Source organism: Saccharothrix sp. ALI-22-I (genome assembly GCF_001984175.1).
Classification (GTDB): Bacteria; Actinomycetota; Actinomycetes; order Mycobacteriales; family Pseudonocardiaceae; genus Actinosynnema.
On the sequence record NZ_MTQP01000068.1, the window covers coordinates 297,797 to 322,571 of the forward strand.

Consider the following 24,775-nt stretch of genomic DNA (forward strand, 5'->3'; position numbering starts at 1 on the left):
GTAGCTTGCCCGGCATGGATCTGCCACCCGCCTGGCGACGACCGCATCCGTTGCGCGGTCTGGACAAGGTGCCGTGGACCGACTTGTGCCGCGGGCGCGACGTGGACGAACTGCTGCGCGGCGCGGCGGACGGCGATCTCAGCGCGTGCGCGGCCCTCGAACAGCGCCTGCTGGACGACGACACGGTGTCCGAGGCCAGCGCTTACGCCGTGCCGTTCCTGGTGGAGCTCGGCGCGTCCTATCAAGTGCCCGGCGACGTACGCGATCGGGTGATCTTCCTGCTGGCCGCGATGGCCCTGGCGGGCGCCGGGTTCACCGCGGACGGCAAGCGGACCCGCCGCCGCTGGAACTCGCTGCGCCGTGAACTGCCCCGACTCGCGCCGGACTGGATCACGCAGACCCGGTACGCGGTGGAGAAGGACGCGCCGAAGGTGTTCGAGGCGCTGGGCGGCGCGGAGGTGGCCTGCTCGATGGCGCTGGCCATCGCGGTGCCCGAGGTGGCGCCGAAGCACGTCGCGGACGTCGCGCACGGCATCGCGTTCGCCGGCACGTTCCCCCAGCTGCTGGAGGAGGCCGCGTCGGTGGCGCTGCACCTGCTGCACGGCGAGGAGTCCGACGACGTGTGGGCGTACGTGACCGCGCAAGGTCACCCGGAGGTGTTGCGCGCGTACGAGGGCGGCGAGTACCCGCCCAACCAGCCGCCGGGGGTGACCGTGCAGCTCATGGGCTACCGGTACGCCTTCCTGGCCGCCTATGGCGACGGCAGGGAAAGCGACGCGGCGATCACGCCGTGACGACGATCACGCCGTGACGGCGGTCGGCTCCACGACCGCGGCGGCGGCCTCCTCGTCGGCGATCGGCACGGCCGGTTCCAGCGGACCCAGCGCGGTGCCCCACTCCTGGTCGGCCAGCGCGAACGCGGCCACGGTCAGCGCCACCACCGGACGGCCCAGCGGCAGCTGGTCGGCGTAGAAGTCCAGCTCCAGCCGCGCGCCCAGCGGCGACGGGCGCAGCCGCAGCACGCCGTGCGGTGTCTCCTCCGGGTGCGCGAACCGGCACGACCACTCGGCGAACACGATCGACCGCTCCACCACCTCGGTCGGGTTCACCGCGCGCACGTTCGCGCCGACCGAACCGTGCCGGTAGTCGTCCGCGGCCGAGACCAGCAGCTCCTCGAACTCGATGGACGACACCCCGAGGTCGTGCCCGGCGACCAAGGCGACCTGCACCAGGGCCAGCGGCAGCTGCGGGAGGGCGTCCTCGAAGCACACCATCGCGCCGCCGTACCGGGTGTTGATCTCGGTGGGCAGGAAGCCGTCCGCGGTGGCGATGCCGTCCAGGGTGAACGTGCCGCGGTAGTCGACCGTCTCGCGCAGCCGTTCGCCGACCCGGCGGGCCAGGTTCCGCATCTCCTCGCGAATCCGGGCGGGCGGGTCGTAGTAGGACGCGCAGCCCGCGTACAGGAACCGGGCCTGGCCGGCGCGGCGCGGCACGACCATCTCGATCGGCCGCAGCACCGCGGTGCCGTCCGGGAACACGATCCCGTGCACGCTCACCGGGATGCCTTCCAGGAACGGCATCACCCGGACGAAATCGCACTTGGGCGCGAGCACGTCGAAGGCGTCCAGCGCCTCCTGCCGGTCGCGGACGCGGCGGACGAAGTTCGCGCCGCCGTTGATCGCGGGCCCGTCACCGGACCAGACCACGCCCGCGCCGCGGTCCAGGCGCTGGGTCGCCGCCCACAGCCCCTCGAAGTCGAGGTCGAGCACGACGGCCGGCGCGCGCGGCGCGGACAGCTCGTCCCACAGCCCGTCGATGGTGGTCTTGTTCTCCAACTCCACCCATTCGGGACGGCGGGCGTTGAGCACCGGCCGACCCGCGAACTCCGGCGTGTGCACGTACGGAGTGCTGATCACCAGCGCCTCGCCGGACGGGTCGAAGTCCTCCAGCACCGCGCGGACCTTGCGGTTGGGCGAGGTGAGCAGCCGGGTGAGCCGGTTCTGCTCGACCGCGACGAACCCGCCGGCGATGCCGAGCGGTACCCAGCGGGCCACTTCGGAGTCGTACAGCGGCGCGTGGTCGTCCGTCGAGAGCACGAGCGTATGGCGGGCGCCGAGCTGGTGCAGCTCACCGGCGCGACTACTCAACCGAGTGCCGCCCGCGAGCACGACCAACCGGTCGCCGAACAGGGTGCCGAGGCGCGCTTGAAGCGCGGAGATGACGTGATCCATCGCCGAGAACTCGCTTTATGAGAAGCAGACGAGACAACCGGCGAGCGCCGGGTGTCACGCACTGTAGAGGCAGGCGACGGGATCGGCCTAGCACGGTCCGGCAACGACCGGATGAAACTTGCCGATGGGCTCAGGGACGCTCTTGCGAGATCATCGAGCGGCGTCGCGAAGTACCAGGTCAACCCGGTTCAGGAAGGCGCGCGGCCCATTGGCCTTGGGGAACGGGAGGGTCAGGCCGAACAGGGTGTCGTCGACCGACTGCGGAGCGGCGGCCACGATCGCCGCCGCGGTCTCCAGGAAGCGCTGCCGCTTGGCCTCGTGCACGGCGTACTCAGCGAGAACGCCGTCGATGCGCGAGTGCATAGCTGGGTGCGGGTAACTCACTTGGGTTGTATCGGCCCCACCGGTCCACACCTTTAGGGTCAATTCCATCGGATTGATGACCATCGGCAGGGTGGTCGCGTGTTGGGATGGCGCCATGCGCGTTCTGGTCACCGGGACCACCGGGTACGTCGGACGGGTGGTCTTGGCGGAGCTGTCGGTCGCCGGCCACACCCCTATCCCCTTTTCGGGTGATGTCCGGTCGCCAGACGGGCTTGACGGCCTGGGCGACGTCGACGCGGTCGTGCACCTGGCGGCCCTCGCCCGCGTGCGCGAGTCGTTCGACGACCCGGTGCGGTACTACGACGTGAACGTCGGCGGCACGGTGAACCTGCTGCGCTCGCCGCCGCCCCGGTTCGTGCTGGCGTCCACGGCCGGCATGTACGGCGCCGTCTCCGGGGGCGGCGTGATCGACGAGGACTGCCCGCGTGCGCCGTCCAACCCTTATGCGGCCTCCAAAGCCGCCGCCGAGGACGTGCTGGCGTGGGCCGCCGCCGCGGGCCGGGTGAGCGCGGTGGCGCTGCGGCTGTTCAACGTCGCCGGTGGCGGTGATCGGGACGACACGCGGGTGATCACGCGGGCGTGCGGGGTGGCGGCCGGGCGGCTGCCACCGATGGAGGTGTTCGGTGACGGGTCCGCGGTGCGCGACTTCGTCCACGTGCGGGACGTGGCGCGGGCGTTCGTGACGGCGGTGGAGTGCGGCGGTGAGGGGTACCAGGCGCTCAACGTCGGCGCGACGCCCGCCGGCGTGGCTGATGTGCTGGCCTCGGTGGAGCGGGTGACCGGCCGACCGGTATCGGTCGTGCGGCGGCCCGCGCATCCCGGTGAGGTGCGCGAACAGCGTGCGGACACGACCCGGCTGCGCGCGTTGGGCTGGCGGCCGACCTGCTCGGACCTCGACACCCTGGTCCGCGACCAGTGGGCCGCCGAAGCCGGGGATTCCGGCCCTTCGGCCGGCTCCGAACGGCTTCGCAAGGGTCCCCGCCAAGGGGAACCCTTGCAGTGATTCTACCGACGGGGTCCGACAATTTCGGCGATCACGCCCGCCGTCGGGGCAGCCGCACCCGGTTCAGGTCGGCGGCCACGACGATCTCGCCGTCGAACACCTCGGCGGCCTCGTCGTGGAACGCGCGCGGGTCGGTGTAGCGCTGCGAGAAGTGCGTGAGGACGAGCGTGCGCACACCGCACTCGGCCGCGGCCTTCGCCGCCTGACGGGCGGTGAGGTGGCCGTACTCCACCGCCAGCGATTCGTCGACGTGCAGATATGTCGACTCGATGACCAGCATGTCGGCGCCGTCCGCCAGCTCGAACACCCCGTCGCACAGCCGGGTGTCCATGACGAACGCGAACCGCTGCCCACGGCGCGGCACGCTCACCTCGTCCAACAGCGGTGGTCGGAGCTCACGGATCGCGCGGCCGTGGATGCCGCGCGCGGCCAGCAGTTCGGGGACCATCGTGCGGCCGTCCGGCTCGACCAGGCGATAGCCGTAGGCGGGCAGCGTGTGGTCGAGCCGCCGGGCTTCCAGCCGACCGAACGCACCCTCCGCGATCACCCCCGGTTCGGCGATCGGGTGCTCGTGGATCTCCGCCACGTCGTGGAACGAACTGGCGTGCCGCAGCCGCTCGAAGAACTCCGCGCCTTCGGCCGGGAAGTGCGCGTGCACGGTGTGCGGGGCGCGGTCGAGGGACAGGCGTTGCACGATGCCGGGCACGCCGAGGCAGTGGTCGCCGTGGAAGTGCGTGACGAACAGCCTGGTGATGTCGTTCGCCGCGACGCCGGCGCGCGCCATCTGCCGCTGGGTGCCGTCGCCCGGGTCGAACAGGAAGCCCTCGGCGTCCCAGCGCAGCAGGTAGCCGTTGTGGTTGCGGGCGCGGGTGGGCACCTGGCTCGAGGTGCCGAGCACGACCAGCTCTCGTGGTGACACGTGGCAGAGTCTGCGGCATGGAGAGCTTGCAGGCGGTGTCATCGTGGCCGGTGGAGACCGCGGCGACGGCCGTGGTCGACGTGCGGGGCGAGGTGCTGGGGACGTACGGGCCGGTCGACCGCCGTTTCCCGCTGGCCTCGGTGACCAAGCTGCTGACGTCGTACGCGGTGCTGGTGGCCGTGGAGGAGGGCGCGGTCGAGTGGGACCAGCCCGCCGGGCCCGAGGGTTCGACGGTGCGACACCTGATCGCGCACACGTCCGGGTTGGCGTTCGACTCGGCCGACGTGCAGGCCGCGCCGGGCGCCAAGCGGATCTACTCCAACACCGGGTTCCAGGTGCTGGCGGACTTCGTGGAGGCGGCGACCGAGATCCCGTTCGCGGAGTACCTGGCGGAGGCGGTGTTCGGGCCACTGGGCATGGCGTCGTCCACGTTGGACGGCTCGGCCGGGGCCGGTGCCACGTCGACCGTGTCGGACCTGGTCCGGTTCGCGGCCGAGGTGCAGGCGCCGAAGCTGGTGTCCGGGGAGCTGGTGGCGGAGGCGACGTCGGTGGCGTTCCCGGGGTTGCGCGGGGTGCTGCCGGGTTACGGGGTGCAGAAGAACAACGACTGGGGGCTGGGGTTCGAGATCCGGGCGGAGAAGTCGCCGCACTGGACGGGGGCTTCGAGCTCGCCGCGGACGTTCGGGCACTTCGGGCAGAGCGGCACGTTCCTGTGGGTCGATCCGGACGCGGGGGTCGCGTGCGTGACGTTGACCGACCGTCAGTTCGGCGAGTGGGCGGTGGCGGCGTGGCCTTCGTTCACGGACGGGGTGCTGGCGGAGCTGGGTCGGGCGCGCGGTTGACCCTGTTGGCGCATGGCCTGCCGGCGGTGGTCGACCACCGCCGGTGTGGCCGGGTTGCTACGGCGTGACGACGGCGTGCCCGCGCACGCGGCCCTGTCGGACGTCCTCGATCGCTGTGGCGGCCTCGGTGAGCGGGTAGGTCCGGTCCAGCACGGGGGTGAGCTTCCCGGCCTCGATGAGTTCGCGGAGCAGCACCAGGTCGTCGAGTCGGTCCTTGTGCACGAGCGGCCGCACCTTGATGCCGAGGAACGGTGCCGCGAGCATCCCGCGGATCCACTTGTCCGTGCCCATGAGCCACGACCCACCCGTTCCGCCGACCAGCACGACCGTGCCGCCCGGCTTGAGCAGGCGTTTGATCGTGCGCAGTGAGGAGTTGCCGTAGATGTCGAGCACGACGTCGAAACCGCTCGCGGTCAACGGGCCGGCCGCGTAGTCGAGCACGTGGTCCGCGCCGAGTTCCCGGACCATCGCCGCCTTCCCCGCGCTGCACACTGCCGTCACCTCGGCGCCGTAGTGCTTGGCCAGCTGCACGGCGTACGTGCCGACGCACCCGGAAGCGCCGATGACCAGCACCTTCTGCCCGGCCCGGACCCGTCCCCGGTCCCGAACCGCTTGCAACGCGGTGAACCCGGCGATCGGCACGGCCGCCGCTTGTTCCGGCGAGAGGTTGGCGGGCTTCACCGTCACGTGGGCCTCGGACACCGAGACGTACTCGCAGAACGCGCCGTCACACCACCCGAACACCTCGTCACCGATCTGGATGGTCGTCACACCCTTGCCGACCGCTTCGACCGTGCCGGCCAGTTCCAAGCCCGGCACCCGGTTACGCGGCCGCCGCACACCGACCACGGGCCGTGCCGCATAGGGCAGGCCGCGGAGCAGGTGCCAGTCGCTGCCGGAGACCGCGGCGGCCTGGACGTGCACCAGCACCTCGCCGTCGCCGACAGTCGGCTTCTCGACCTCGCCGAGCCTCAGCACTTCTTCGAGGACGCCGTACGCGTCCTGGATCACAGCTCTCATCGATCTTCCTCCGGGTACTGGAACACGTCGCCGAGCGGGACTTCGAACACCCGGGCGATCTGGAACGCCATCTCCAGCGAGGGCGAGTACCGGCCCTGCTCGATGGCGATGACGGTCTGGCGCGTGACGTCGATCCGCTTGGCCAACTCGGCCTGCGTCATCTCCCCGTGCGCGAAGCGGAGGGCACGGATCGAGTTGGTGATCCTGGTCGGCTTCCCCACTAGAACCCCCTGCGGTAGGCGACCAACTTGACCGCCGCCCCGAACACCGCCCACAGCGTGAACACCGCGTAGATCGCGTTGGCAATCCAGAAGTGCGGCGCCTCCGCCAACGTCAACCCAAAGGGCAACAACATCCCCGCACCCAGCACGATCCCCGCCACGTGCTCCCCGAACTTGTCGATGTCACGGTCACGCGCGTCGGGTTTGTGGCTCTCGCTCGGCTTCGCCATCTCGAACACGATCCGTCCCACCATGGCCAGCCCCATGGAGATCCCGATGGACCACAACATCGGCGCCACGTACGACACCTCGGCCACCGCCCCACCACCGGCCCGACCCAGAACGACCACGACGTACCCGAGGTAGGTCAGCGCGCTGACCACCAGGTACACCAAGGTCCCCTTCTCCTCGTACGACACCCGACCCCCTACCCGACGTAAAGCAAACTTGACACCCCAAAGGTAAGCTCCGCTTGACACAATGTCAAGCATCTTTGACATGACCGCGCCGCACCGCACGAAGGTCGTCAGGGCCCGGGGAAGTGGCGCTGCAGGCGGCCGCAGAGTTGCTGGATGTCGTCGGACGTCACGCGTGGCGCGCCCGCCCACAGGTGTCCGTCCGTCCAGCCGACGTCGTCGGGAGTGCCGACGTGGCGGACGAAAACGTGCTGGTGGAAGTGCGCCACGCTGCGCCCGGCGACCAGGGAGAAGACGTACTGCGGATCGATTTCGGCCCGCAAGGCCCGGGCCACCCACCACACCGCCTGCGCGATCGCTCCCACTTCGCCCGGCTCAAGCTCGTCGAGCGACGGGACGTGACGCCGAGTCTCGACGAACACATATCCAGGAAAACCGATGCCGGTGCCGTCAACGGGACGGTGCGACACCACAAGCAGGTCGTTCCGCCACACCACCGGTCCGACCAGCGACCCTTCGCCCCGATGCTTGGCGCAGATCAAACACGCTTCCGCCACCCGCCAAGACTGGCACGCCTTCGCCGACAGGTCTCCACAAAGCAAATCAGAGCCCGGTTCCGTTAACCGGAACCAGGCCCTGACCTGGACTTACTCTGGTGCGCTCGGCAGGATTCGAACCTGCAACCTTCTGATCCGTAGAGGCGAGAAGATCAACCTCCACGGTCCACGTGGTCCGTCCACGCAGGTGAGCGTCCTTTCACAGTCCAGGTCAGGGCCTCCAATCCCGCCCCGTCCGAGCAGTCCGTGAGACGACTGTGAGACGGGTGCGACGGAGGCCCACCGATGTCGACACCCATCCACTCCTCTATCCGCACACCCGACGACATCCCGCACCAGCCGCTGAGCGAACTGGTCGAGCACTGGTCGTCAGCCCGACTCCGCACCTTCGTGGCCACCCACATCGAAGCCAGCACTCCGACCGCCGACGACCTGTTCGCCGAGCTGGCCTACGGCACCCGCATCGCCCAAGAAACGACTTCCGGTCGCTGGTGCGTAGTCGCCGATCTGTTGCGCACACGCAACGCCACCTCATGGCCCGAGATCGGTGCCGCGATGGCAATGACCGGGCTCGAAGCCAAAGCCGGCTTTCACGAGTGGGTCGTTCGCCAGACGCGCCTGCGCACCACCACCGGCATCCTCGGCCTCACCAACGCCGAGGCAACCGCCCTCCACCTCCTCGCAGAGGAGGTGTCCTGGTGAGCATCGAAGCGATCAACTGGGCTCTGAACGATGCACCGATCCCCCGCGACCGCGGAGACGCCGCCAGCCTGGCGGCCGTCCTGATCGGCCTGGCGAACCACGCTGACCCGAACGGCCGCCACGCCTTCCCCAGCATCGAGAAGCTGATCCACTACACGCGCCTGTCCGAGCGCACCGTCCGCTCGGCGCTGCGCAGCCTCCAAGCCCTCAAGCTGATCCGCCCCTCCGATCCGGCCGTGATCGCCGCGCACATCAAGAGGGCCGACCGTAGGCCGAACGGCTACGACCTGGCCCTCCGCCCCTTCACCGAGCCTGCGGACAACCACCACCACGGCCTGCGAGCACTGCCGCCCGTTGACCAGCACGAGGGGCAGATAACGCCGCTACGACCGGCAAGGAACAGCTTCACGAGGGGCAGCACTCGCCCCCGAACCGTCCTTAACCCTCCAGAGAACCGTCCTTCACGCGAGCCCGCGCCCGAGGCGCGCTCGCCCAGGCCGCCCTGCGGCGAATGCGACGCCCGCGACTCCGACCCGATCTCGGCCCGGGTCATCTGGCTGGACGAAGACCGAACCCGGTCGGTCCTTTGCGCCCGCTGCCACCCACGAGCCACCGGAGCCGGGGAGGCGGCCCAGTGACCCCGCTCAACCCAGAACTCGTTACCCAGATTCAACAGGCCATCGAAACGGCGCGAGCCGCAGGTGAACCACCACCAGGCCGCCCCACTCTGGTGCGCCTGACCGGCGCCACCGATCACGCGATCCGCAAGGCCCTGGCGGAGCTGGCGACGGAGGACACCAGCCCTGGTGACACCTCCACACCACCCTCGCCAGCCACTCCACCAGCCCGAACCACGGACGGCCGCCTGGTCGCCTGGGCAGGCTTCGTCTTCGGCTCGGTCATGTCGATCGCCGCCAACGTCCTCCACACCTGGCTACCAGCCGAACACCACCCCGCTGGCTGGTCACCAGGACTGGCACCCCAAATCGGAGCCGCAGTCTGGCCCATCGGCCTCCTGCTCTCCGTAGAAGTCCTCTCCCGCATCCACTGGCCCAAGGGCTGGCAATGGACCCTCGCCCGCTTCGGCGGCACGGGCACTGTTGCCCTCGGCTCAGCCGTCATCTCCTACGGCCACCTGCGAGACCTCCTACTGGCCTGGCACTACGGCCCACTAGCAGCTGCCGTCGGCCCGCTTGTGCTGGACGGCCTCATGGTCATCTCCGGCTTCGCACTACTGGCGATGAGTCGCACACCAGGACATCACCAGGACGCCGCCCCAACAAGCTGTTCGAGGGCCGAACCGTGACGGGCCTTCACGGCATCGTGGATTGGCCCGACGATCCAACCAAGGCTATGGCGACATGTAACGTACGTCACCCAAACACGATCAACCTGAGAGTAAGCCTGGTCGGATACGCACACACAGGTCGCTATGAACGCGACAAGGGTTTGGAGGTCAGCCGCTGTGATACCCGGAGACGGAGGTCGCCGCAGTCGCCGAGGCTTCGCCTACCAGGACGCTGTTTCCCTGCTCGCTTGTCTCGACATGCACGAAGGCAAATATATTCAGGTCTCCTGGGAAAATCTTGAAGACGTACAGTGCGAAACCCCGACTGGCCCACTCTACAAGCAGGTCAAAACACAAGAGGGCGGACAAGAAAGATACAGCATCGCAAAAGTATGCAAGGCGGAAAAAGTAGGGAACCCTCATTCCAGCATTCTCGGGAAGTTATTTACCGGGAAGCCACTGACTGAGGGAACCCGGTTTAGCTTGGTAATGAATGAAGTGCCACAGAAGAATCTTCTGTGCTTCACGAAAGACTCACCCCCCTGCGAGAATCGACCAGCCGAGAAAAAAGAAATAGCAAGTAAGCTCTCCGGCCTTAAATTGCCGGACGGCAGGGGCATAGATTGGTGTATCGACCGATTCGAGGTGGAAGTAAGACCTCGATCGATAGATGACATCGAGGCGGTAGCGAAAAGCGCACTTGAACCCTACGTAAAAGAGGTATTGAAACAAACACCACTTACGACCGAACTGGAAGACATCCTCATTGCACTCCTCGGAAGGATTGAAAGAGACGCTCGCAAACCTGTTGTCACAGTTTGGTCCGAAAACGACTTCGCCGAGGTTTTGAAGAGTTGCGTTCGCAAGGTATCGCGCGTAAGCGAGACCGGTGAACTCGAACCACTGGAATCACTATCGAGCAAGCTACGTCCGACTGGCGTAACCGCTGAAGAAGCCAGCCGCATGGCTGACATGATGACTCGATATAGAAGAAAGTACAGGTCATCAGTCGGCCAAACGCATGAAGACTATGACACACTCGCCGACGAGATATATGCTATCTGCACCGAAGTATCTGCACAGCGCAGGATCGGGCTTGTGGCTCCTGGTGCTGAGGCATATAACACTACCCTTGCACGCGTAAGGGAAATATCGGCAGTCGCTAATGGGGCTGTCTCGCCTGCAACTGCTTATGCTGTGCTATCAGATATCACCGCCCGATGCCAGAATCGGTACGCCGATGCCTCGTGAGATTGGTGAGCGTGTAGTTCCACCACTATATCGGCCGTGGGATCCTGATAGCAGCATTGACTTCCATGCCGCACGACTTCTGCTGCTTATTGGCCTATGCGGTAAGGACCCAGGCCCTTACATCGACGGCCGGACGAAGTTGGCAAAACTAGACTTTTTTGTGCGTTACCCCACCTTCCTCCAGCGGGCACAAGAAAGCCTCAGCGACACTGCGGCCATTATAGAAATTTACAACGCTTCCGGGCGGAGTGAAGTCGAAGCACCCATGATCAGGTATCGCTACGGCCCCTGGGATCACAGATACAGGCAGTTCCTAGCTTTTCTGGAAGCGCGTAATCTTGTGTCTGTTACGCGAAGCCATAAGCCGGAGCGGGTGAGATTGACCGCTTCGGGCCGAAAAGCAGCAGGAAAGATAGCTAACCGAGCTGAATTTACTCCCATCGTGGAGCGTTGTTCAGCTATGCGCGGCAACCTCGCCGACATGCCAGGAACCGCTCTTAAAGAGCTAGTGTATTCAGTGTTTCCGGACGAGGTCGGCAACATACCGCTGCAACAGGAGATTACTCCGTGACAGAGTCGAATCAGATCGAACTATTTGCACCCGGCTCGGGTCTATCCAAGATTGCAAAGTCTGGATCGAGCGTCGTTAGGATTCGATCTCCGCGCGGTATCCGGATCGTGGCACTGCAACTAGTCCTACGTACTGGCGAGATTGAAGAATATCGGTTCGACCAGGCCAATTTCACGGTTATCAGCGGCCCTAGAAACAGTTCGAAGTCGACAACGCTTAAGCTGATTGACTACTGCCTAGGCGATCGGGACAGCCCTCACCAAGCCGTTGGACGCGTAATAGCAGACAAGTATGCCGATGTAACTCTCTATTTCACTTTGAATGGCGCAGCACATAGTGTTCGCCGTAGTTTCACACGTGGAGATTTTTCCCGACTGTACGTAGACGATGAGGAAGAGTTCTCGCCTCAAGAGTTCTCTGACTGGATACTACGCATGTTGGGATGGCCTAGATTGCAGATTCCTCTCGGACGCAGCGGGTCAACTGCACCGAGGATGGTCCCACTTACGTTGCGTACTCTAATGCGGCACATATACCGCAAAGAATCATCATGGCTTGACTTTGCCAGCAAAGAATATGACTACAATCGAGTAGCTGTCACAAGTTACTTCCTTGGGCTGGCATCGATGCGCTACGATCGCGAGTCGCGCTCTTTCGCAATAGCGGAAGCCGATCGAGAACTACTAGGCGTAGAAGCTATACTTCGGGACGTAAATACCACTACAGAAGAAACAGTCACCACTATATGTGAGCAACTCGGGTTGCCTTTGGTCTCACGCCCTGCCGACCTGGTAACGCTGAGGACCGCACTACAAAACGAGCTAGCAAACCTGAGCCAGCAACGTAATAACATCATTGAAGGCCAGTATGAAGTCGGACCAGATTTCTCTTCAGCAGTCTCTCCTGTAGGTTATGATTCAACGTTGACCGAGCGCTACGAAGCCGTAAGCGTTGATTTGCAACGTGCGGTCGAAGTTGTAGCTGATCTGCGTATTGTCGTACGAGAGCACGAGCAGTCTCTTAGACTCGTCGAAGCAGATAGAGGGCGGCTCAATCGCCTTCTAGGTGCCGTTGAAGTATTCGATGATCTTCCAGTGCGTATGTGTCCAGCTTGCGAGCAAGACGTTTCGCCAAATCGAGACCACGATTCGGGTTCTTGTTATCTTTGCTTTCAGCCAGTTATTGAGGATCGGCGGCGACGCAGAGCCGAAATGGAGATGCGAGCCCTCGACTCAGAAGTGCGAGAAATTAATGAGGCGCAGGCACGTGCAGAGCGCGATCTCGCAAATGCTACAGCAAGCGAAGAGCGTCTACGTCAGAAACAAACGGATCTCGCTAATGAACTAAACAATACGAGAGCAGCACAGCTCGCCCCATTTATGGCCGCACTGGAAGATGTAGCGTCTCAATCTGCAAAGATCAATCAGCAACTTGCCGCACTTCCAGCAATCGAGCAAGTTTTGACAAGGCAGCACCATGCCCAAATCAGGGTAGACGAAGCAGCAAGAACTGTTGACGAGACGGCAAGCATCCAGGTAGACGAGGCGACTTATATTCGGGAGTCTCGACGACGTTGCGCAAACTTGGCCGATAGAATGAATGAGTTCCTATCCAACTTCAGAGGAAGAGGTTGGGTAGGCAGCGAAGTAACAGTATCTGCACAGGAGTTGACTTTTTACGTCGGCACGCGTACTTGGGAAGAGCAACTAGGCGCGGAGGCGCGAGTTCTATTTTTCCTGGCCTACAGTTATGCACTGCTAGCGCTGACGCAAGACCTCGGAGAGGAGGGTAACGCCCCCGGACTGCTTATCATGGACAACCCGTATCAGCATGACTTGAACGATGACGTAGTACGCGAAAGTCTTGAACTGATCGGGAATCTGGCGGCGAGCAACGGCACACAGTTGATAACAACCCAATCCCGATCCGCGTCGGACATTAGGTCTCCACATGCCGAGATTATTATGCAAAACGAGTATACCTTTGACCAAGAAGACGAGTGATTCAAGCGGGAAATCCGGAAATCAAGTGAATGGTGTCAGACGATTTCGCCGAAGAGCAAGATAGGAGGAAGAGTGCCTCTTCCTCCTGGACATCGACACAGCATGGCAAGCTTGACACCTGGGGTAGAGCACTAGACAAGAGCAGATGAAGACCACCAGGTGGCCCACCTAGCTGGTGGTGACGACGCCAGGAGCGGCGTCGTCCTAGCCAGTGTCGGGGGGACACGGTCATGGGTGGGCATGAGCAGGAGCGATTTGGCTACCGAGAGCGTGCTGTTGGTGAGCGGCGGTCTCGGCGTGGGGCTTTGCGGTACACCGATGCTGAGTGGGCGGATCTGTGCAAGGTCGCCGCTGCTGAGGGGATGAAGCCAGGGGCTTGGGCTCAGCAGGCTGCGTATGAGGCTGCCGTGCGGAAGCTTCGTGGTGAGTCGTCGTTTGGGGACGACCAGGTACGTGAACTGGTCGTGGAGCTTCGTGAGGGTCGGCGGGTGCTCGCCAATGTGGGTGGCAGCCTCAACCAGGTGGCCAAGGTCGCTAACTCGACTGGACAGGTTCCCAGCGTTGCCGCGATCGGCACCATGCTTCGGGTCGTGGACAGGGCGGTGCGGTCATACAGCGCGCTTGCCGCTCGGGTTTGGTCGGAACTGCGGCGGTGATCGCCAAGGTTGTGCGGGGGTATCGGCCTGCCGGGTTGATTCGATATCTGTTCGGGCCGGGCAAGGCTGAGGAGCACAGGAACCCTCGGGTTGTTGCGGCTTGGGATGGTGCGTTGTGGTTGCACCAGCCTGAGAAGGCACCTGCGGTGCCGGTGGACGGTGAGCTGAAAGAGCCGGGCGAGTTCGACTTCGTGCTCGGGCCGCTCATTACCACCATGCAGGAATGGCCGAATGTGGCTGGGTTGCCGTTGAGCACTCCGCGGGCAATCACTGACGAGTGGGCTGAGCGCGTTCGGCTTGGGGATGTGCCTCCGGATGCGCCCGCTTGGGTTCGGTATTACAAGTGGGACGCTCGGAAGAAGGCTGTGGTGCTGCGGCCTGGGTACGTGTGGCACACGCCGGTTCGGCTTCATCCTGGGGATCGGATGTTGAGCGATGAGGAGTGGGAGGGCATCGCTGAGCGGTTGATGAAGGCCACTGGGATTCATCAGGCCGGGTGTCGGTGGATCGCTGTGCGGCACGCTGACGACCACATTCACCTCATGGCCACGCTCGTCTCCGAGGTCACCGGCAAGCAGTTCACGCCCTACCGGGATTTCCTGGCCCTGCGGAAGGAGTGCCAGGCGCTGGAACGTGAGCTTGGCCTGACGCCCACGGCCAGCATCGACAAGACCGCCCCGGTGGCGCCTACTCGGCAGGAGAAGGGCAAGGCTGAGCGGCTGGGGTGGGAGGTGACGGCTCGGGAGGAGTTGCGGCTTGTCGTTTCGCAGGTCGCTGCCACGACGAGGAGTGGTGAGCAGTTCCTGCGTGAGCTGAAGCGGGAAGGGTTGAACCCGCAGGCCGTGGCTGGTGATGGCGGCCGAGTGCTCGGCTACACGGTTTTCTTGCACAAGGATCGCACCAGGAAGTCGAAACCGATCAGGTACTCGGGGTCGAAGCTCGCCGCTGACCTGAGTTGGCCGAAGCTCACCGAGCGTTGGGCTTCTATACCGCCGCCCGATGCGTTGGAACGGATCAACGGCGCGTGGGCCACGCCTGAGCAGCGCCAGACGGCTATGGAGGCGAGCACCAAGGTCGTCGAGCACGTTGCCGAGGTACTGCGGACCGGCACCCCGCACGAGGATCTGGGCGGGATCGCGCATGCCACTGGCGAGGTGCTGGCGGCCTTGGCCCGGGGACGGGAAGGGCGCTCGGGCGGTGTGCTGACTGAACTGGTCACGCAGTACGACCGGGCGGCACGAACACCACATCGGGTTCTACCGGAACAGATCGGACCGCTGGCCCGCAAGCTGCGCCAGGCGGCGAGGGTAATCGCCGCAGTCGGGGTTCTGACTGCGCGCGGCAATGAAGCGCTGGCTGCGCTTGCCCTGCTCGCGGCATTGGTGCTGCTGATCGCACGGATCGCGATCTGGCTTCAGGCTCGCAATCGAATCCATCAGGCTGCTGCGGCCGGTCGAGTGGCTCCCGCGCTGAATGAGTTCAGAGATGCGGAGCACGCAAGGGTGCACGTTGTTGTCAGGCGTTCGACCACCACCCCGGTGAGCAGGACACGGCTTCAGCGGCCGCTGGTGGGAGGGAAGCCGGTGGTACCGAAACTTCAGCGGCCCCGTGGACCAGGCCATTGAAGGTGGCTGTCTTACCGACCTAGCAGCGTGTCGTGGATGTGGTCGTCCAACTCGGCGACGAAGGACTCCTCGCGCCACGAGCGCAGGTGCCTGCGTGCACGGCCGATGCGTTGGGCTGGCACTCGGCCGCCAGTGGTGGCGGTGATGTCCACGGCTTCGTGGAGGAGGGTGACGCACGCTGCGGCGTCGCCAAGAGCGAGGCGAGCCAGGGCGAGGTCGGTGGCGCCGATGCCCCGTTGGACCGCGTCACGTGGGCCGGCGAGGCTGGACAGCGATCGGGTGAGCAGCTCATTGGCGTGGTCGGCTTGGCCGCTGTAGAGGGCACACAGGCCCTCGAAGCCGCTGACCCTGTGGGCGTTGAAGGCGGCGAACGGGTCGTCCAGGGAGAGCTGGTCGACGGTCTTCCACGCACGGTCGAGGGCGATGGCTGCGGCGTTGGGATTGCCGGCGCGGGCTTGGACTTCGGCGTGGATGGCGTGAGCACGGGCTCGGATGGCATGGCTGGAGCCGCGGTGGGCATCGACGGTGGCAGTGCGGGCGAGTTGGAGTGAAGCGTTGAGATCGTCGGTGGCATGCAGGGTGACCATCGTGTGGCTGGTGCGCACGGCCGCCAGGCGGCTGCGGTCGGGTAGGCGGGCGGCGGTGGCTTCGGCGTCGCGGTAGAGCGCCATCGCGACGTCGTCGTCGCGCGTCTCGAACGCGAGGCGGGCGGCCAACGCGTAGGCGTCGGTAGCCAAGATCAGCAAGTCGGTGGCCGGCTTCGACCCAGTGAGCAGCGAGCGGCAGGCATCGAGGACTGGTGCCAGTTGGAGTTGGAGGCGAACGAATGGCGTTGAGCCGACCTGTTGATTGAGGTCGGCGACCGTGACGGCCAAGTGGTCAACGAGGTCATCAGCTACGCGTGCCGGATTGGGCGGGCTGGGTCGAGCGTGCGTGATCGAGTCGATGAGCCGGTCGATGCGCTGCGGTGAGGTGCCGAAGTCGCGGAGCGCGTCGAGGAGCTTGGCGAAGTCGGAACCGGTGCCGAGGTCCCAGTTGCCGGTCGGGGTCTTCGCGTAGATCCGGGCCAGGAGGTACTGGTAGCGGTCGCCTGGCTTGGTGCGGTCGGTCGGGCTTTCCCAGCGGGCGACGGTGCGCTGGATGCTGGTCACCGGGAGCGTGGACTGGGAGGCCATGCCGAGTTCGCGGGCGGTGTCGCGGAGTGCTCTGGCCAGGTCTGCCCAGGACCAGCCGCGCGACTCGCGCAGCCTGCGCAGGCCGGCGGCTCCGAGTTCACCTTCGACGGCCATCACCGATTCATTAGAGCACCCATTCCACGTCAGACCGGTACGACCAGCCGAGGCTTTCCCCGATCGGCGGCATAGTTCAACGTGTACCAAGTGCCGGACGTCTGGTCGGTGCCTCGCGGAAAGCCGATCACGAAGTCGCTCCGATCGACCATGTACCGGTTGCGGGCGTGATAGGCCGACGTGTCGAGATCGGGCGCGGCCAGCTCGATGACTTCGGCCAGTCGATTGTGTCCCTGCCACGACGCGATCGCTGAGGAGGCGGATTGCGGCTGGTCAATGACCGTGCAGGGGACGACCACGGTCAGGGTTGCCGAGGTGTTCTCGGCCAGCCAGTCGAGGGTGGCGGTGTCGATCCCGGCCGCGCCTCCGATGTAGAAGTGGGCGTTGCCGAACGGCAGCAGGTAGTCATCGAAGAGCACGTCGAGGCGGTCGTCGTCTTCCGCCGATATCGAACGCGTTCCCGTGATGGTGATGGTGCGAACCACTCGGGCCGTCCTTTCCGCGATGTCATCGAATGTCATCTGCTGCCGACGTGCACCAGAACGATCTCATGACTCGGCAAGCCGTTCGCGCGCCGAAGGGAAGTCATGGAGACCGCGACCGAGGAGAAGCAGCCCGCTCGGCTCAGCACGGCTCGCAGCAGGGAGCTGGGTGAGGAGCTGCGCCGTGTCCGCCATCGTGCCCGGATGTCGTCCACTTTCGTCGCCGAGGCTCTGGGGTGGTCGCTGGGCAAGCTCAGCAAGCTGGAGACCGGCAGTCGCGGCACGAGCCCGTGTGAGATCGGCACGTTGCTGGGGCGGTGCGGTGCGGACAAGCCGACCCGCGACCGCATCCTGGCCATCGCGAGCGAGCCGGAGACAGGCAGCTTCCTGCGTCTGCACGACCGGTCCCCCGACTCGCTGCTGGTGTTGTCCCTGCACGAACAAGCGGCCCGGACGGTCACGGCCTACGAACCGCTCATGGTTCCGAGCCTCGCCCAGACCGAGGACTACGCCCACGCCTTGACCGACGACAAGGCGGTCACCGAGGCCCGCATGGCACGTCAGGACATCCTCCGTCGTCCCAACGGCCCACAGACAGTCCTCTATATCCACGAAGCTGCCCTACGCCAGGTCGTGGGCAGTCCCAAGGTCATGCGGGACCAGATGCTGCGCCTGACCTTGATGTGCGGCTGGGCGAGGACGAGTCCCCGTGTCATCCCAATGTCCGCCCGTTCCCACGTCGCTCTGCGACACCCGGCCACAGTGTTGATCTTCGCCGATCCGACCAAGCCACTGGCCTACGTGGAGACCGACGCAGCGACCGTGTTCCACGACGCTCCTCATGCCGTTGCCACCTACGAAGCGAAGGTGCGCCGCCTCGCCAGCCTCGCCTTCACCGCCGAGCAGTCGCGCGACATCTTCGCCCGCTGGGCCGACGCCTACGACCGGGAGGCTCGGTGATGGCTTTGCGGCCGTTTCGTTGGCTCCCGCACAACGGCGGGCGTCACGCGATCCAAGCGGATCTGGTCGCCCATGACGACGCCACCACCCTGTGCGGCGAAGCGCTCGTCGTCCCCGACAACCGCCCCACCAAGGGTCAATGGTGCTGGCCCACCTGTACGGACTGCGACGCGGCATGGCGAGCCGCGGAGGGCATCCTGCCGTTCCCTCGCCCCACCAGCTCCGGGCGGCACGTAAGCAAGGAGCCCGTTCGATGACGCCGCGACGAGCGCTGTAGGACGCCGATGTCGTACCGTCAGACTCCGCAAGGTTGCTTCATCCAAGGCCGCGCGCTCCGCGCGCCTCCACTCCGACTACGGCGGCGTGTGGCTGACCTACTGGACGCTGCAACTTCTGCCGCTCGCCGAGTCAGTGTTGCCGTTCGGCCAGCCGTTACCGCTCCCATAACCCGACACCGCAGAACAGCGGACGCATGTCGTCTACACGTCCTGGCAGCTCATGGCGCTGACCGGCAGCGCACGGCTCACCGAGAGGGTGAATGTCTGGGACGCCCCGCCACCGGCGAAGTGCTAGACCCGCCTAACGCAACACGAGTGTGTGGCGATGACCTCCACGGAGCAGTTCCGTCATCGTGGGGGGAAACGTGCAGACGGACGAACAGCGGGGCGCGTGGCTGATGCTCGCCGTCGGGGACGACCGGCCGCGCCGCAGCAACGACGGCTACGACGACGCGCCAGCCGCCCATTACAGCTGGGACAGCTCGGTCCCGAACCACCAGCTACCGCAGGCGGGCGACGTGATCGTCTTGTGGGACAAGAAGGTCCTGCTCGGCGCCTCGGTGATCGAGAAGGTCGTCACCGGCAAGGAGGAGAAGGCCCTCCACCGCTGCCCGCGCTGCGGCAAGGCGAGCATCAAGCTGCGCAAGACCGAGCACCCGCCCTACCGGTGCTACAAGTGCACCCACACGTTCGAGGTGGCGGAGGTGGTCACCATCCGAAAAGACGTCACCACCTATCGGTCACACCACGAGGTCGCCTGGGTGGATCTCACCGGGGAGCTGACCAGTGATCGGTTGCGCGGGCTGTGCACGCGGCCGAAGTCACAGCTCAGCATCCGCCAACTCGACTACGCGAGGTTCCAGGAGGCCGTGCGGGCGGCACCGGGCCGACCGTCCCTGTCACCGGTCGAGGCCGCTTTGGCAACCACGCTGAGGGGCGGTCACACCACGGCGGTCGTGCGCGTACGGCGAGGGCAGGGCGCCTTCCGCAGCCACCTGCTGAAGGAATACGGCGACAAGTGTGCGTTCACCGGCCCCACCCCGCACGCCGCGCTCGAAGCAGCCCACTTGAACAGCTTCGCCGCCGACGGTCGGCATCACGACCAGGGCGGTCTCCTGCTTCGGCGCGACGTGCACCGCCTTTTCGACCTCGGCCATCTCGCCGTGGATCCGCGGGACCACACCATCGACGTCTCCGAGGCCATCGGCTGCTACCCCGAGTACCGCCAGCTCCAAGGCGAGAAGCTGCACGTAGAACTCACCACGCGCCAAGAGGGCTGGATCGCGAAGCACTGGGCCATGCACCGAAGCTGAGCTGACAATTGTGTGCCCGTTCCCGGCGGGGCGTCCGCCAGCAACGCCTGGCTACGCCACAGCTATTGGTCCCTAGGCTGCGTCGTCCGACAGCTTGCGGATGATCGATGCCGTTACTACGCGATAGCTACGGCGCAACCTGATCACCCTGGCTGGGAAGTCACCGGTGGCGATCAGTTCGTAGGCGTGGCTGCGTGAGATGCCGAACGCGCTCGCCGCCTTCGCCACGTTCACTGTCGCGGGCCAGCGCCTGACCTCATCGAGCGTCGGGCGCCATGTGTCGTTGTTTTGCCTGGTCATCGAACGATCCCCCCGATCGTTGAACCCGCCATTACTCCATTCGAGTGTGCGTCGACCTTCGCCTGTCTGTCAAGCGAACTAACGAGCTGGCATACTCGGCGAGGTGACAGAGCCGCAGTCGGTCGGTGCCGTCGTCGGGGAGAACCTGGAGCGCCTGCGGAAGCTGGCGCGGCTTACCCAGCACGAGACGGCCCGGTTGTTCTCGCGGCGGGGTATCCCGTTCAGCCGCAGCAAGATTGCGGCGCTGGAGGCTGGGGAGCGACCCAACCCCAACTTCGCCGACGTGCTGTTGATCGCTCATACGTTCAACGTGGAGCTGTCGGAGCTGTTCGAGGGTGATGGGCCGGTGGCTGTCGCCGAGCACTTCACCCTGAGCAGGCCGCTGATCCGGGACTTCATCCGAGGGATCGCGAGCGGTGGCCGGTCGGAGGAGTGGGATCCGAAGACGCGCCGGGACGAGCTGTTCGGGCTGTCGGCGATCCGGGCCAAGGGTGAGGCGTGGTTCGCGGCCAAGGTTCAGGGGACCGAGGCGGACAACACCCTTGCCCAGCGGCTCGGGGTCTCGCCCAAGGCGGTGGTCGACGTCGCCCAGAAGCTCTGGAGGCGGACGCTCACCGACGAGCGGGATGCCCAGTTGGCCGACCTTGGCGACCTCGACATCAACGAGCGCCAGGCCCACCGCGGGCACATCACCCGACTGCTGTCACAGCAGGTCCAGGCCGAGCTTGATCGGCGTGGACTGATCGTGGAACCCATCGAACCAACGGAAGAGGACGAGTGAGCGATCCGATCAAGAAGATCACGTTGAAGGACGGGACGGTGAGATACCGGTTCGTCGTGGACATCGGCCGCGACCCGGAGACGGGTAAGCGGCAGCAGAAGACGTTCACGTTCGACACCAAGCGCGAGGCCCGCGCCGAGTACGACAAGACCCGCCACAAGGTCAACGAGGGCACCTACATCCGGCCCAGCAACACCACGGTCGGCGAGTACCTGGATGGGTGGTTGGAGGGCGCTACGCGGAACCTCCGGGTGTCCAGCAAGCGCAGCTACCGGGACGCGCTCCGGCCCGTTCGCGAGCAGCTCGGCGCCACGCCGATCCAGCGGGTCACCAAAGCCGACATCGAGCGGATGGTCACCTGGATGGAGACGGCCGGGAGGCGGCGGGGTGGCAAGCCGGGAACAGGGTTGGGGCCGCGCAGTGTGCGGTTGACGTTGGGCAGGCTCACGGCCGCGTTCGAGATGGCGACCCTGGAAGGGCTGGTGGCGCGCAACGTCGCCAAGCTGGTGAAGCCACCGAAGTACAAGCCGGCGAAGCCTGACACCTGGTCGAAGGACGAGGTGCGGCTGTTCCTCCTCAAGGCCAAGGACGACCGGTTGGACGCGGCCTGGCGGCTGACGCTGTACGGGCTTCGCCGCGGTGAGGTGCTCGGGCTGCGGTGGGACGAGGACGTCGACTTCGGCACGTTCGCCACGCAGTGCGGCAAGCACGAGGTGAAGTGGTGCGTCGACTGCTACGTCGAAGGAACGGCGACCGTGCACGTCCAGCAGGCCTGCGTGTTGGTCGAGGGCAAGGTGCTGATCGTCCCGCCCAAGTCGGAGAACGGGTTCCGCAAGCTCCCGCTCGACGTCGCGGCGGCATCAGCCCTGCACACGCTCAAGGTCAAGCAGGCCGAGGAGAAGCTGGCGGTCGGCGAGGGCTACGTCAGCAGCGGCTACGTGGTCGTGGACGAGGTTGGCGAGCCGGTGCACCCCGAGTGGTACTCGGACGAGTTCGGCAGGCTCTCCAAGCGGGCGGGGGTGAAGCGGATCGTCCTGCACGAAGGGCGGCACACGGCGCTGAGCCTGATGGAGAAGGCCGGCGTGCCGATCTCGATCGTCAGCAAGTGGGCCGGGCACTACGACACGGCCTTCACCTACTCGACCTACGTCCACGCGAGTGATGAAGATCTCCACACGGGCACCGAGGCGCTCGGCAAGCTCTACGGCTGAGCAGCAGTACGAGCGTTCGTGTGAAGATGTGAGACAGCAGCCCCCCACAACACAAATCAGGACCCCGTTCCGTTAACCGAAACAAGGCCCTGACCTGGACTTACTCTGGTGCGCTCGGCAGGATTCGAACCTGCAACCTTCTGATCCGTAGTCAGATGCTCTATCCGTTGAGCTACGAGCGCATCGTTCTTCAGTTGTCACCCGGCCGAAGCCGGGTGTTGCGGAGGCTCCGGGATTTGAACCCGGGATGGGCGATAAACCCAAACCGCATTAGCAGTGCGGCGCCATAGACCAGACTAGGCGAAGCCTCCCGGAGCCCTCGGCTACGACGCATAGATTACACATGCCCCCGGTGGTCAAGCAAAACGCCCCCCTCCTTGCGGTGTCTGGGCTGGTCAGAGGGGTGGAGGGGGGCGTCGGGAGGCGCTTGTGAGGGGGTCAGGGGGCGGTGGAGTGAGGTAGATCTCGTGCCAAGTCGAGAAATGGGCGCAGGGACGCGGGGTTGCGTAGGGCGTCGAGGCTGACGGCGCGCTCGGGTGGGGTGCCGGCGAGGATCTTCTTGACGGGGACCTCGCACTTCTTGCCGTTCAGGGTCCTGGGGATCTCGTCTACGGCGACGAACCTGTTCGGGACGTGGCGGGGGGAGAGGTTGGTGCGGAGTTCGGCTCGGAGTTTGGGTTCCAGGGCGGCCAGGGTCGTACCGGGGGCCAGGACCAGGAAGCACAGGAGTTCGCCGTCGGTCTGGCCTGCGCCGGAGGTGTCGATGACGAGGGAGTCGGCTACACCGGGGAGGCCTTCGACGACGCGGTAGAACTCGCTGGTGCCCATGCGGACGCCGCCTCGGTTCAGGGTGGAGTCGCTGCGGCCGTAGATGACCGCCGAGCCGCGCCGGGTGATCTTGATCCAGTCGCCGTGCCGCCAGACTCCGGCGAACGTGGAGAAGTACGCCTCGTGGAGTTTCGAGCCGTCCTCGTCACCCCAGAAGAACACGGGCATCGACGGCATGGGCTTGGTGATCACCAACTCGCCCACCGCCTCGACGACCGGGGTGCCGGATTCGGAGTAGGACTCGACTGCGGCTCCGAGGGCGCGGCAGGAGAGTTCGCCCAGCCAGACGGGCAGGTCGGGGGCTGCGGCCACGAAGGCGGTGCACAGGTCGGTGCCGCCGGAGACCGATGCGATCTGGATGTCGGAACCGACTGCCGACGCGATCCAGCGGAAGCCTTCGGGGGTGAGGGGTGCGCCGGTGGAGCCGACTACGCGCAGCGCAGTCAGGTCGTAGCGGTTGGCGGGGTGGAGGTCTTCCTTCAGGCACGACTGGATGTACGGCGCCGACGTGCCGAAGTACGTCACGCGGTGCTGTTCGGCCAGGTGCCAGAGGACGTTGAGGTCCGGGTGCGCCGGGCTGCCGTCGAACAGCACGATCGTGGACCCGACCAGTAGGCCGGAGACCAGGAAGTTCCACATCATCCAGCCGGTCGTGGTGAACCAGAAGAACCGGTCGCCGGGGCCGAGATCGCTGTGGAGGGCGAGCATCTTCAGGTGTTCCAGGACGATGCCGCCGTGACCCTGGACGATGCCCTTGGGGAGTCCGGTGGTCCCTGATGAGTACAAGATCCACAATGGGTGGTCGAACGGCACCGGTTCGAAGGCCAGTGGTGCGCCGTCGTGCTCGGACAGCAGGGAATCCCAGGTGACGACGCCGGGCAACGGGGTGCCGCCGACGTAGTCGATCATCACCGTCGCCCGCAGGGACGGGATCTCCGCGCGCAGCTTCTCCACGGTCGGCCGCACGTCGAACGCCCGCCCGTTGTACCGGTACCCGTCGACCGCCACCAGCACCGTCGGCGAGATCTGGGTGAACCGGTCCGCGATCGCCCGTGCCCCGAAGTCCGGCGAGCACGACGACCAGGTCGCGCCCAGGGACGCCGCCGCCAGGAACGCGATCAGCGCCTCCGGCGAGTTCGGCACCAACGCCACCACCCGATCACCGGCACGCACGCCCAAAGCGACGAACCCGGCCCGCACGGCGGCCACCCGACGACGCAGCTCGCCGTAAGTCAGCTGCGACGACAGCCCGTCCTCACGGTGGAACACCACCGCCAAGTCGGTTTCCGGGCCCCTCAGGGCGTGCTCGGCGTAGTTCAGGGTGGCACCGGGGAACCAGGACGCCCCGGGCATCACCGGGGCGTCCAGCACGCGCGTGGGAGCGCTGTGGAACACCACCTCGAAGAACTCCGCGATCGCGCCCCAGAACCCCTCCAGGTCGGAGGTGGACCACTCCCACAGCGACGGGTAGTCGGGGAAGTCCAGGCCCTTGGACGTGGCCAGCCACGAGCGGAACGCGGTCATCCGGCTGTCCTCGACCCGATCGGGGTCCGGGCGCCACAGGAGTTCTGGCTCGCCGGCGGCGGTGCCGGCACGCATCTCGGTCATACCTGAAGTTCCTAGCCGATCGGACGGCCCGGAACC

General features: G+C 65.7%; 26 protein-coding genes and 2 tRNA genes. 15 read left to right on the top strand and 13 right to left on the bottom strand.

The window, feature by feature from the left end; translation table 11 throughout:
* Positions 1–14: 14 nt before the first annotated feature.
* Entirely contained in the window at positions 15–794 is a 780-nt protein-coding gene (locus tag ALI22I_RS38050; RefSeq protein ID WP_077010440.1) for a hypothetical protein, read from the top strand.
* Between the two features lie 6 nt (positions 795–800).
* Here ALI22I_RS38050 and ALI22I_RS38055 read toward each other — a convergent pair whose 3' ends face one another.
* Positions 801–2,231 (bottom strand): hypothetical protein, encoded by a 1,431-nt coding sequence (locus ALI22I_RS38055; protein WP_077010441.1) that lies wholly within the window; start codon positions 2,229–2,231, stop codon positions 801–803.
* Between the two features lie 150 nt (positions 2,232–2,381).
* Positions 2,382–2,594, bottom strand: coding sequence for a hypothetical protein (locus ALI22I_RS38060; RefSeq protein ID WP_077010442.1), 213 nt, complete (start codon positions 2,592–2,594; stop codon positions 2,382–2,384).
* Positions 2,595–2,670: 76 nt separating this feature from the next.
* Between ALI22I_RS38060 and ALI22I_RS38065 the strand changes: the two genes are divergently transcribed.
* Positions 2,671–3,618: an NAD-dependent epimerase/dehydratase family protein gene (locus tag ALI22I_RS38065; protein WP_238598763.1), complete on the top strand. Its 948-nt coding sequence runs from the start codon at positions 2,671–2,673 to the stop codon at positions 3,616–3,618.
* 31 nt (positions 3,619–3,649) lie between these two features.
* On the opposite strand, the gene ALI22I_RS38070 is transcribed toward ALI22I_RS38065, so the two are convergent.
* Positions 3,650–4,537: a ribonuclease Z gene (locus ALI22I_RS38070; RefSeq protein WP_077010444.1), complete on the bottom strand. Its 888-nt coding sequence runs from the start codon at positions 4,535–4,537 to the stop codon at positions 3,650–3,652.
* Positions 4,538–4,554: 17 nt separating this feature from the next.
* Between ALI22I_RS38070 and ALI22I_RS38075 the strand changes: the two genes are divergently transcribed.
* Complete coding sequence (locus ALI22I_RS38075) at positions 4,555–5,379, top strand: serine hydrolase domain-containing protein (protein WP_077010445.1); 825 nt, start codon at positions 4,555–4,557, stop codon at positions 5,377–5,379.
* Between the two features lie 57 nt (positions 5,380–5,436).
* Here the strand turns inward: ALI22I_RS38075 and ALI22I_RS38080 are convergent, their stop codons facing one another.
* From ALI22I_RS38080 to ALI22I_RS38095, 4 genes are all read right to left on the bottom strand, one after another.
* A complete protein-coding gene (locus ALI22I_RS38080) occupies positions 5,437–6,399 on the bottom strand; it encodes an NAD(P)-dependent alcohol dehydrogenase (protein WP_077010446.1) in 963 nt (320 codons plus the stop codon).
* Positions 6,396–6,620 (bottom strand): helix-turn-helix transcriptional regulator, encoded by a 225-nt coding sequence (locus ALI22I_RS38085; protein WP_077010447.1) that lies wholly within the window; start codon positions 6,618–6,620, stop codon positions 6,396–6,398. Before ALI22I_RS38085 ends, ALI22I_RS38080 begins: the two co-directional genes overlap by 4 nt.
* Positions 6,620–7,039 (bottom strand): hypothetical protein, encoded by a 420-nt coding sequence (locus ALI22I_RS38090; RefSeq protein WP_077010448.1) that lies wholly within the window; start codon positions 7,037–7,039, stop codon positions 6,620–6,622. The genes ALI22I_RS38085 and ALI22I_RS38090 overlap by 1 nt, the downstream gene beginning before the upstream one ends.
* 107 nt (positions 7,040–7,146) lie before the next feature.
* Complete coding sequence (locus ALI22I_RS38095) at positions 7,147–7,458, bottom strand: HIT family protein (RefSeq protein WP_238598764.1); 312 nt, start codon at positions 7,456–7,458, stop codon at positions 7,147–7,149.
* Between the two features lie 420 nt (positions 7,459–7,878).
* Here ALI22I_RS38095 and ALI22I_RS38100 point away from each other — a divergent pair, with 420 nt between their 5' ends.
* The 7 genes from ALI22I_RS38100 to ALI22I_RS38125 all read left to right on the top strand — a co-directional run bounded on the left by ALI22I_RS38100 (position 7,879) and on the right by ALI22I_RS38125 (position 15,689).
* Positions 7,879–8,295: a hypothetical protein gene (locus tag ALI22I_RS38100; RefSeq protein ID WP_077010449.1), complete on the top strand. Its 417-nt coding sequence runs from the start codon at positions 7,879–7,881 to the stop codon at positions 8,293–8,295.
* A complete protein-coding gene (locus ALI22I_RS38105) occupies positions 8,292–8,933 on the top strand; it encodes a helix-turn-helix domain-containing protein (protein WP_077010450.1) in 642 nt (213 codons plus the stop codon). Before ALI22I_RS38100 ends, ALI22I_RS38105 begins: the two co-directional genes overlap by 4 nt.
* Positions 8,934–9,025: 92 nt before the next feature.
* On the top strand, positions 9,026–9,601 hold the full coding sequence (locus ALI22I_RS38110; protein ID WP_238598765.1) for a DUF2637 domain-containing protein: 576 nt from the start codon (positions 9,026–9,028) through the stop codon (positions 9,599–9,601).
* Between the two features lie 126 nt (positions 9,602–9,727).
* Entirely contained in the window at positions 9,728–10,834 is a 1,107-nt protein-coding gene (locus ALI22I_RS38115; RefSeq protein ID WP_083752308.1) for a dsDNA nuclease domain-containing protein, read from the top strand.
* Positions 10,824–11,405, top strand: a complete 582-nt coding sequence (locus ALI22I_RS49945) for a hypothetical protein (RefSeq protein WP_143532648.1) — start codon at positions 10,824–10,826, stop codon at positions 11,403–11,405. Before ALI22I_RS38115 ends, ALI22I_RS49945 begins: the two co-directional genes overlap by 11 nt.
* Positions 11,406–11,926: 521 nt before the next feature.
* The gene (locus tag ALI22I_RS49950) at positions 11,927–13,408 is read left to right on the top strand and encodes a hypothetical protein (protein ID WP_143532649.1); all 1,482 of its coding nucleotides are present in this window, start codon (positions 11,927–11,929) and stop codon (positions 13,406–13,408) included.
* A 652-nt stretch (positions 13,409–14,060) separates the two neighbouring features.
* Positions 14,061–15,689 carry a relaxase/mobilization nuclease domain-containing protein gene (locus ALI22I_RS38125; RefSeq protein ID WP_143532650.1) on the top strand — a complete coding sequence of 543 codons (1,629 nt, stop codon included), beginning with the start codon at positions 14,061–14,063 and terminating at the stop codon, positions 15,687–15,689.
* An 11-nt stretch (positions 15,690–15,700) separates the two neighbouring features.
* On the opposite strand, the gene ALI22I_RS38130 is transcribed toward ALI22I_RS38125, so the two are convergent.
* Together ALI22I_RS38130 and ALI22I_RS38135 are read right to left on the bottom strand one after the other, a co-directional pair.
* Complete coding sequence (locus ALI22I_RS38130; RefSeq protein WP_083752309.1) at positions 15,701–16,978, bottom strand: hypothetical protein; 1,278 nt, start codon at positions 16,976–16,978, stop codon at positions 15,701–15,703.
* A 29-nt stretch (positions 16,979–17,007) separates the two neighbouring features.
* Positions 17,008–17,463 carry a DNA-processing protein DprA gene (locus ALI22I_RS38135; protein WP_202971158.1) on the bottom strand — a complete coding sequence of 152 codons (456 nt, stop codon included), beginning with the start codon at positions 17,461–17,463 and terminating at the stop codon, positions 17,008–17,010.
* Between the two features lie 102 nt (positions 17,464–17,565).
* Between ALI22I_RS38135 and ALI22I_RS38140 the strand changes: the two genes are divergently transcribed.
* The 3 genes from ALI22I_RS38140 to ALI22I_RS38150 all read left to right on the top strand — a co-directional run bounded on the left by ALI22I_RS38140 (position 17,566) and on the right by ALI22I_RS38150 (position 20,011).
* On the top strand, positions 17,566–18,420 hold the full coding sequence (locus ALI22I_RS38140) for a helix-turn-helix domain-containing protein (protein WP_077010456.1): 855 nt from the start codon (positions 17,566–17,568) through the stop codon (positions 18,418–18,420).
* Positions 18,420–18,677, top strand: coding sequence for a zinc finger protein (locus ALI22I_RS38145; protein WP_077011133.1), 258 nt, complete (start codon positions 18,420–18,422; stop codon positions 18,675–18,677). Before ALI22I_RS38140 ends, ALI22I_RS38145 begins: the two co-directional genes overlap by 1 nt.
* Before the next feature lie 386 nt (positions 18,678–19,063).
* The gene (locus tag ALI22I_RS38150; RefSeq protein WP_083752310.1) at positions 19,064–20,011 is read left to right on the top strand and encodes an HNH endonuclease; all 948 of its coding nucleotides are present in this window, start codon (positions 19,064–19,066) and stop codon (positions 20,009–20,011) included.
* Positions 20,012–20,083: 72 nt separating this feature from the next.
* Here the strand turns inward: ALI22I_RS38150 and ALI22I_RS38155 are convergent, their stop codons facing one another.
* Entirely contained in the window at positions 20,084–20,311 is a 228-nt protein-coding gene (locus tag ALI22I_RS38155; protein ID WP_077010457.1) for an AlpA family phage regulatory protein, read from the bottom strand.
* Between the two features lie 103 nt (positions 20,312–20,414).
* Here ALI22I_RS38155 and ALI22I_RS38160 point away from each other — a divergent pair, with 103 nt between their 5' ends.
* Positions 20,415–21,092 carry a helix-turn-helix transcriptional regulator gene (locus ALI22I_RS38160; protein ID WP_077010458.1) on the top strand — a complete coding sequence of 226 codons (678 nt, stop codon included), beginning with the start codon at positions 20,415–20,417 and terminating at the stop codon, positions 21,090–21,092.
* A complete protein-coding gene (locus tag ALI22I_RS38165; RefSeq protein ID WP_077010459.1) occupies positions 21,089–22,303 on the top strand; it encodes a site-specific integrase in 1,215 nt (404 codons plus the stop codon). Before ALI22I_RS38160 ends, ALI22I_RS38165 begins: the two co-directional genes overlap by 4 nt.
* A gap of 106 nt (positions 22,304–22,409) precedes the next feature.
* Here the strand turns inward: ALI22I_RS38165 and ALI22I_RS38170 are convergent.
* The 3 genes from ALI22I_RS38170 to ALI22I_RS38180 form a co-directional block, all read right to left on the bottom strand.
* Positions 22,410–22,485 (bottom strand) — tRNA-Arg (locus ALI22I_RS38170).
* A gap of 39 nt (positions 22,486–22,524) precedes the next feature.
* Positions 22,525–22,614: transfer RNA gene (locus ALI22I_RS38175), tRNA-Ser, on the bottom strand.
* Between the two features lie 127 nt (positions 22,615–22,741).
* Complete coding sequence (locus ALI22I_RS38180; protein ID WP_077010460.1) at positions 22,742–24,739, bottom strand: acetoacetate--CoA ligase; 1,998 nt, start codon at positions 24,737–24,739, stop codon at positions 22,742–22,744.
* Positions 24,740–24,775: the final 36 nt, after the last annotated feature.

What these genes read in the sequence shown, in the direction of transcription:
- ALI22I_RS38050 (WP_077010440.1), top strand. Translation starts at nt 15, where the DNA reads ATGGATCTGCCACCCGCCTGGCGACGACCGCATCCGTTGCGCGGTCTG.
- ALI22I_RS38055 (WP_077010441.1), bottom strand. Translation starts at nt 2,231, where the DNA reads ATGGATCACGTCATCTCCGCGCTTCAAGCGCGCCTCGGCACCCTGTTC.
- ALI22I_RS38060 (WP_077010442.1), bottom strand. Translation starts at nt 2,594, where the DNA reads ATGCACTCGCGCATCGACGGCGTTCTCGCTGAGTACGCCGTGCACGAG.
- ALI22I_RS38065 (WP_238598763.1), top strand. Translation starts at nt 2,671, where the DNA reads ATGACCATCGGCAGGGTGGTCGCGTGTTGGGATGGCGCCATGCGCGTT.
- ALI22I_RS38075 (WP_077010445.1), top strand. Translation starts at nt 4,555, where the DNA reads ATGGAGAGCTTGCAGGCGGTGTCATCGTGGCCGGTGGAGACCGCGGCG.
- ALI22I_RS38080 (WP_077010446.1), bottom strand. Translation starts at nt 6,399, where the DNA reads ATGAGAGCTGTGATCCAGGACGCGTACGGCGTCCTCGAAGAAGTGCTG.
- ALI22I_RS38100 (WP_077010449.1), top strand. Translation starts at nt 7,879, where the DNA reads ATGTCGACACCCATCCACTCCTCTATCCGCACACCCGACGACATCCCG.
- ALI22I_RS38115 (WP_083752308.1), top strand. Translation starts at nt 9,728, where the DNA reads ATGAACGCGACAAGGGTTTGGAGGTCAGCCGCTGTGATACCCGGAGAC.
- ALI22I_RS49945 (WP_143532648.1), top strand. Translation starts at nt 10,824, where the DNA reads ATGCCTCGTGAGATTGGTGAGCGTGTAGTTCCACCACTATATCGGCCG.
- ALI22I_RS49950 (WP_143532649.1), top strand. Translation starts at nt 11,927, where the DNA reads ATGCGGCACATATACCGCAAAGAATCATCATGGCTTGACTTTGCCAGC.
- ALI22I_RS38130 (WP_083752309.1), bottom strand. Translation starts at nt 16,978, where the DNA reads ATGGCCGTCGAAGGTGAACTCGGAGCCGCCGGCCTGCGCAGGCTGCGC.
- ALI22I_RS38140 (WP_077010456.1), top strand. Translation starts at nt 17,566, where the DNA reads ATGGAGACCGCGACCGAGGAGAAGCAGCCCGCTCGGCTCAGCACGGCT.
- ALI22I_RS38145 (WP_077011133.1), top strand. Translation starts at nt 18,420, where the DNA reads ATGGCTTTGCGGCCGTTTCGTTGGCTCCCGCACAACGGCGGGCGTCAC.
- ALI22I_RS38155 (WP_077010457.1), bottom strand. Translation starts at nt 20,311, where the DNA reads ATGACCAGGCAAAACAACGACACATGGCGCCCGACGCTCGATGAGGTC.
- ALI22I_RS38180 (WP_077010460.1), bottom strand. Translation starts at nt 24,739, where the DNA reads ATGACCGAGATGCGTGCCGGCACCGCCGCCGGCGAGCCAGAACTCCTG.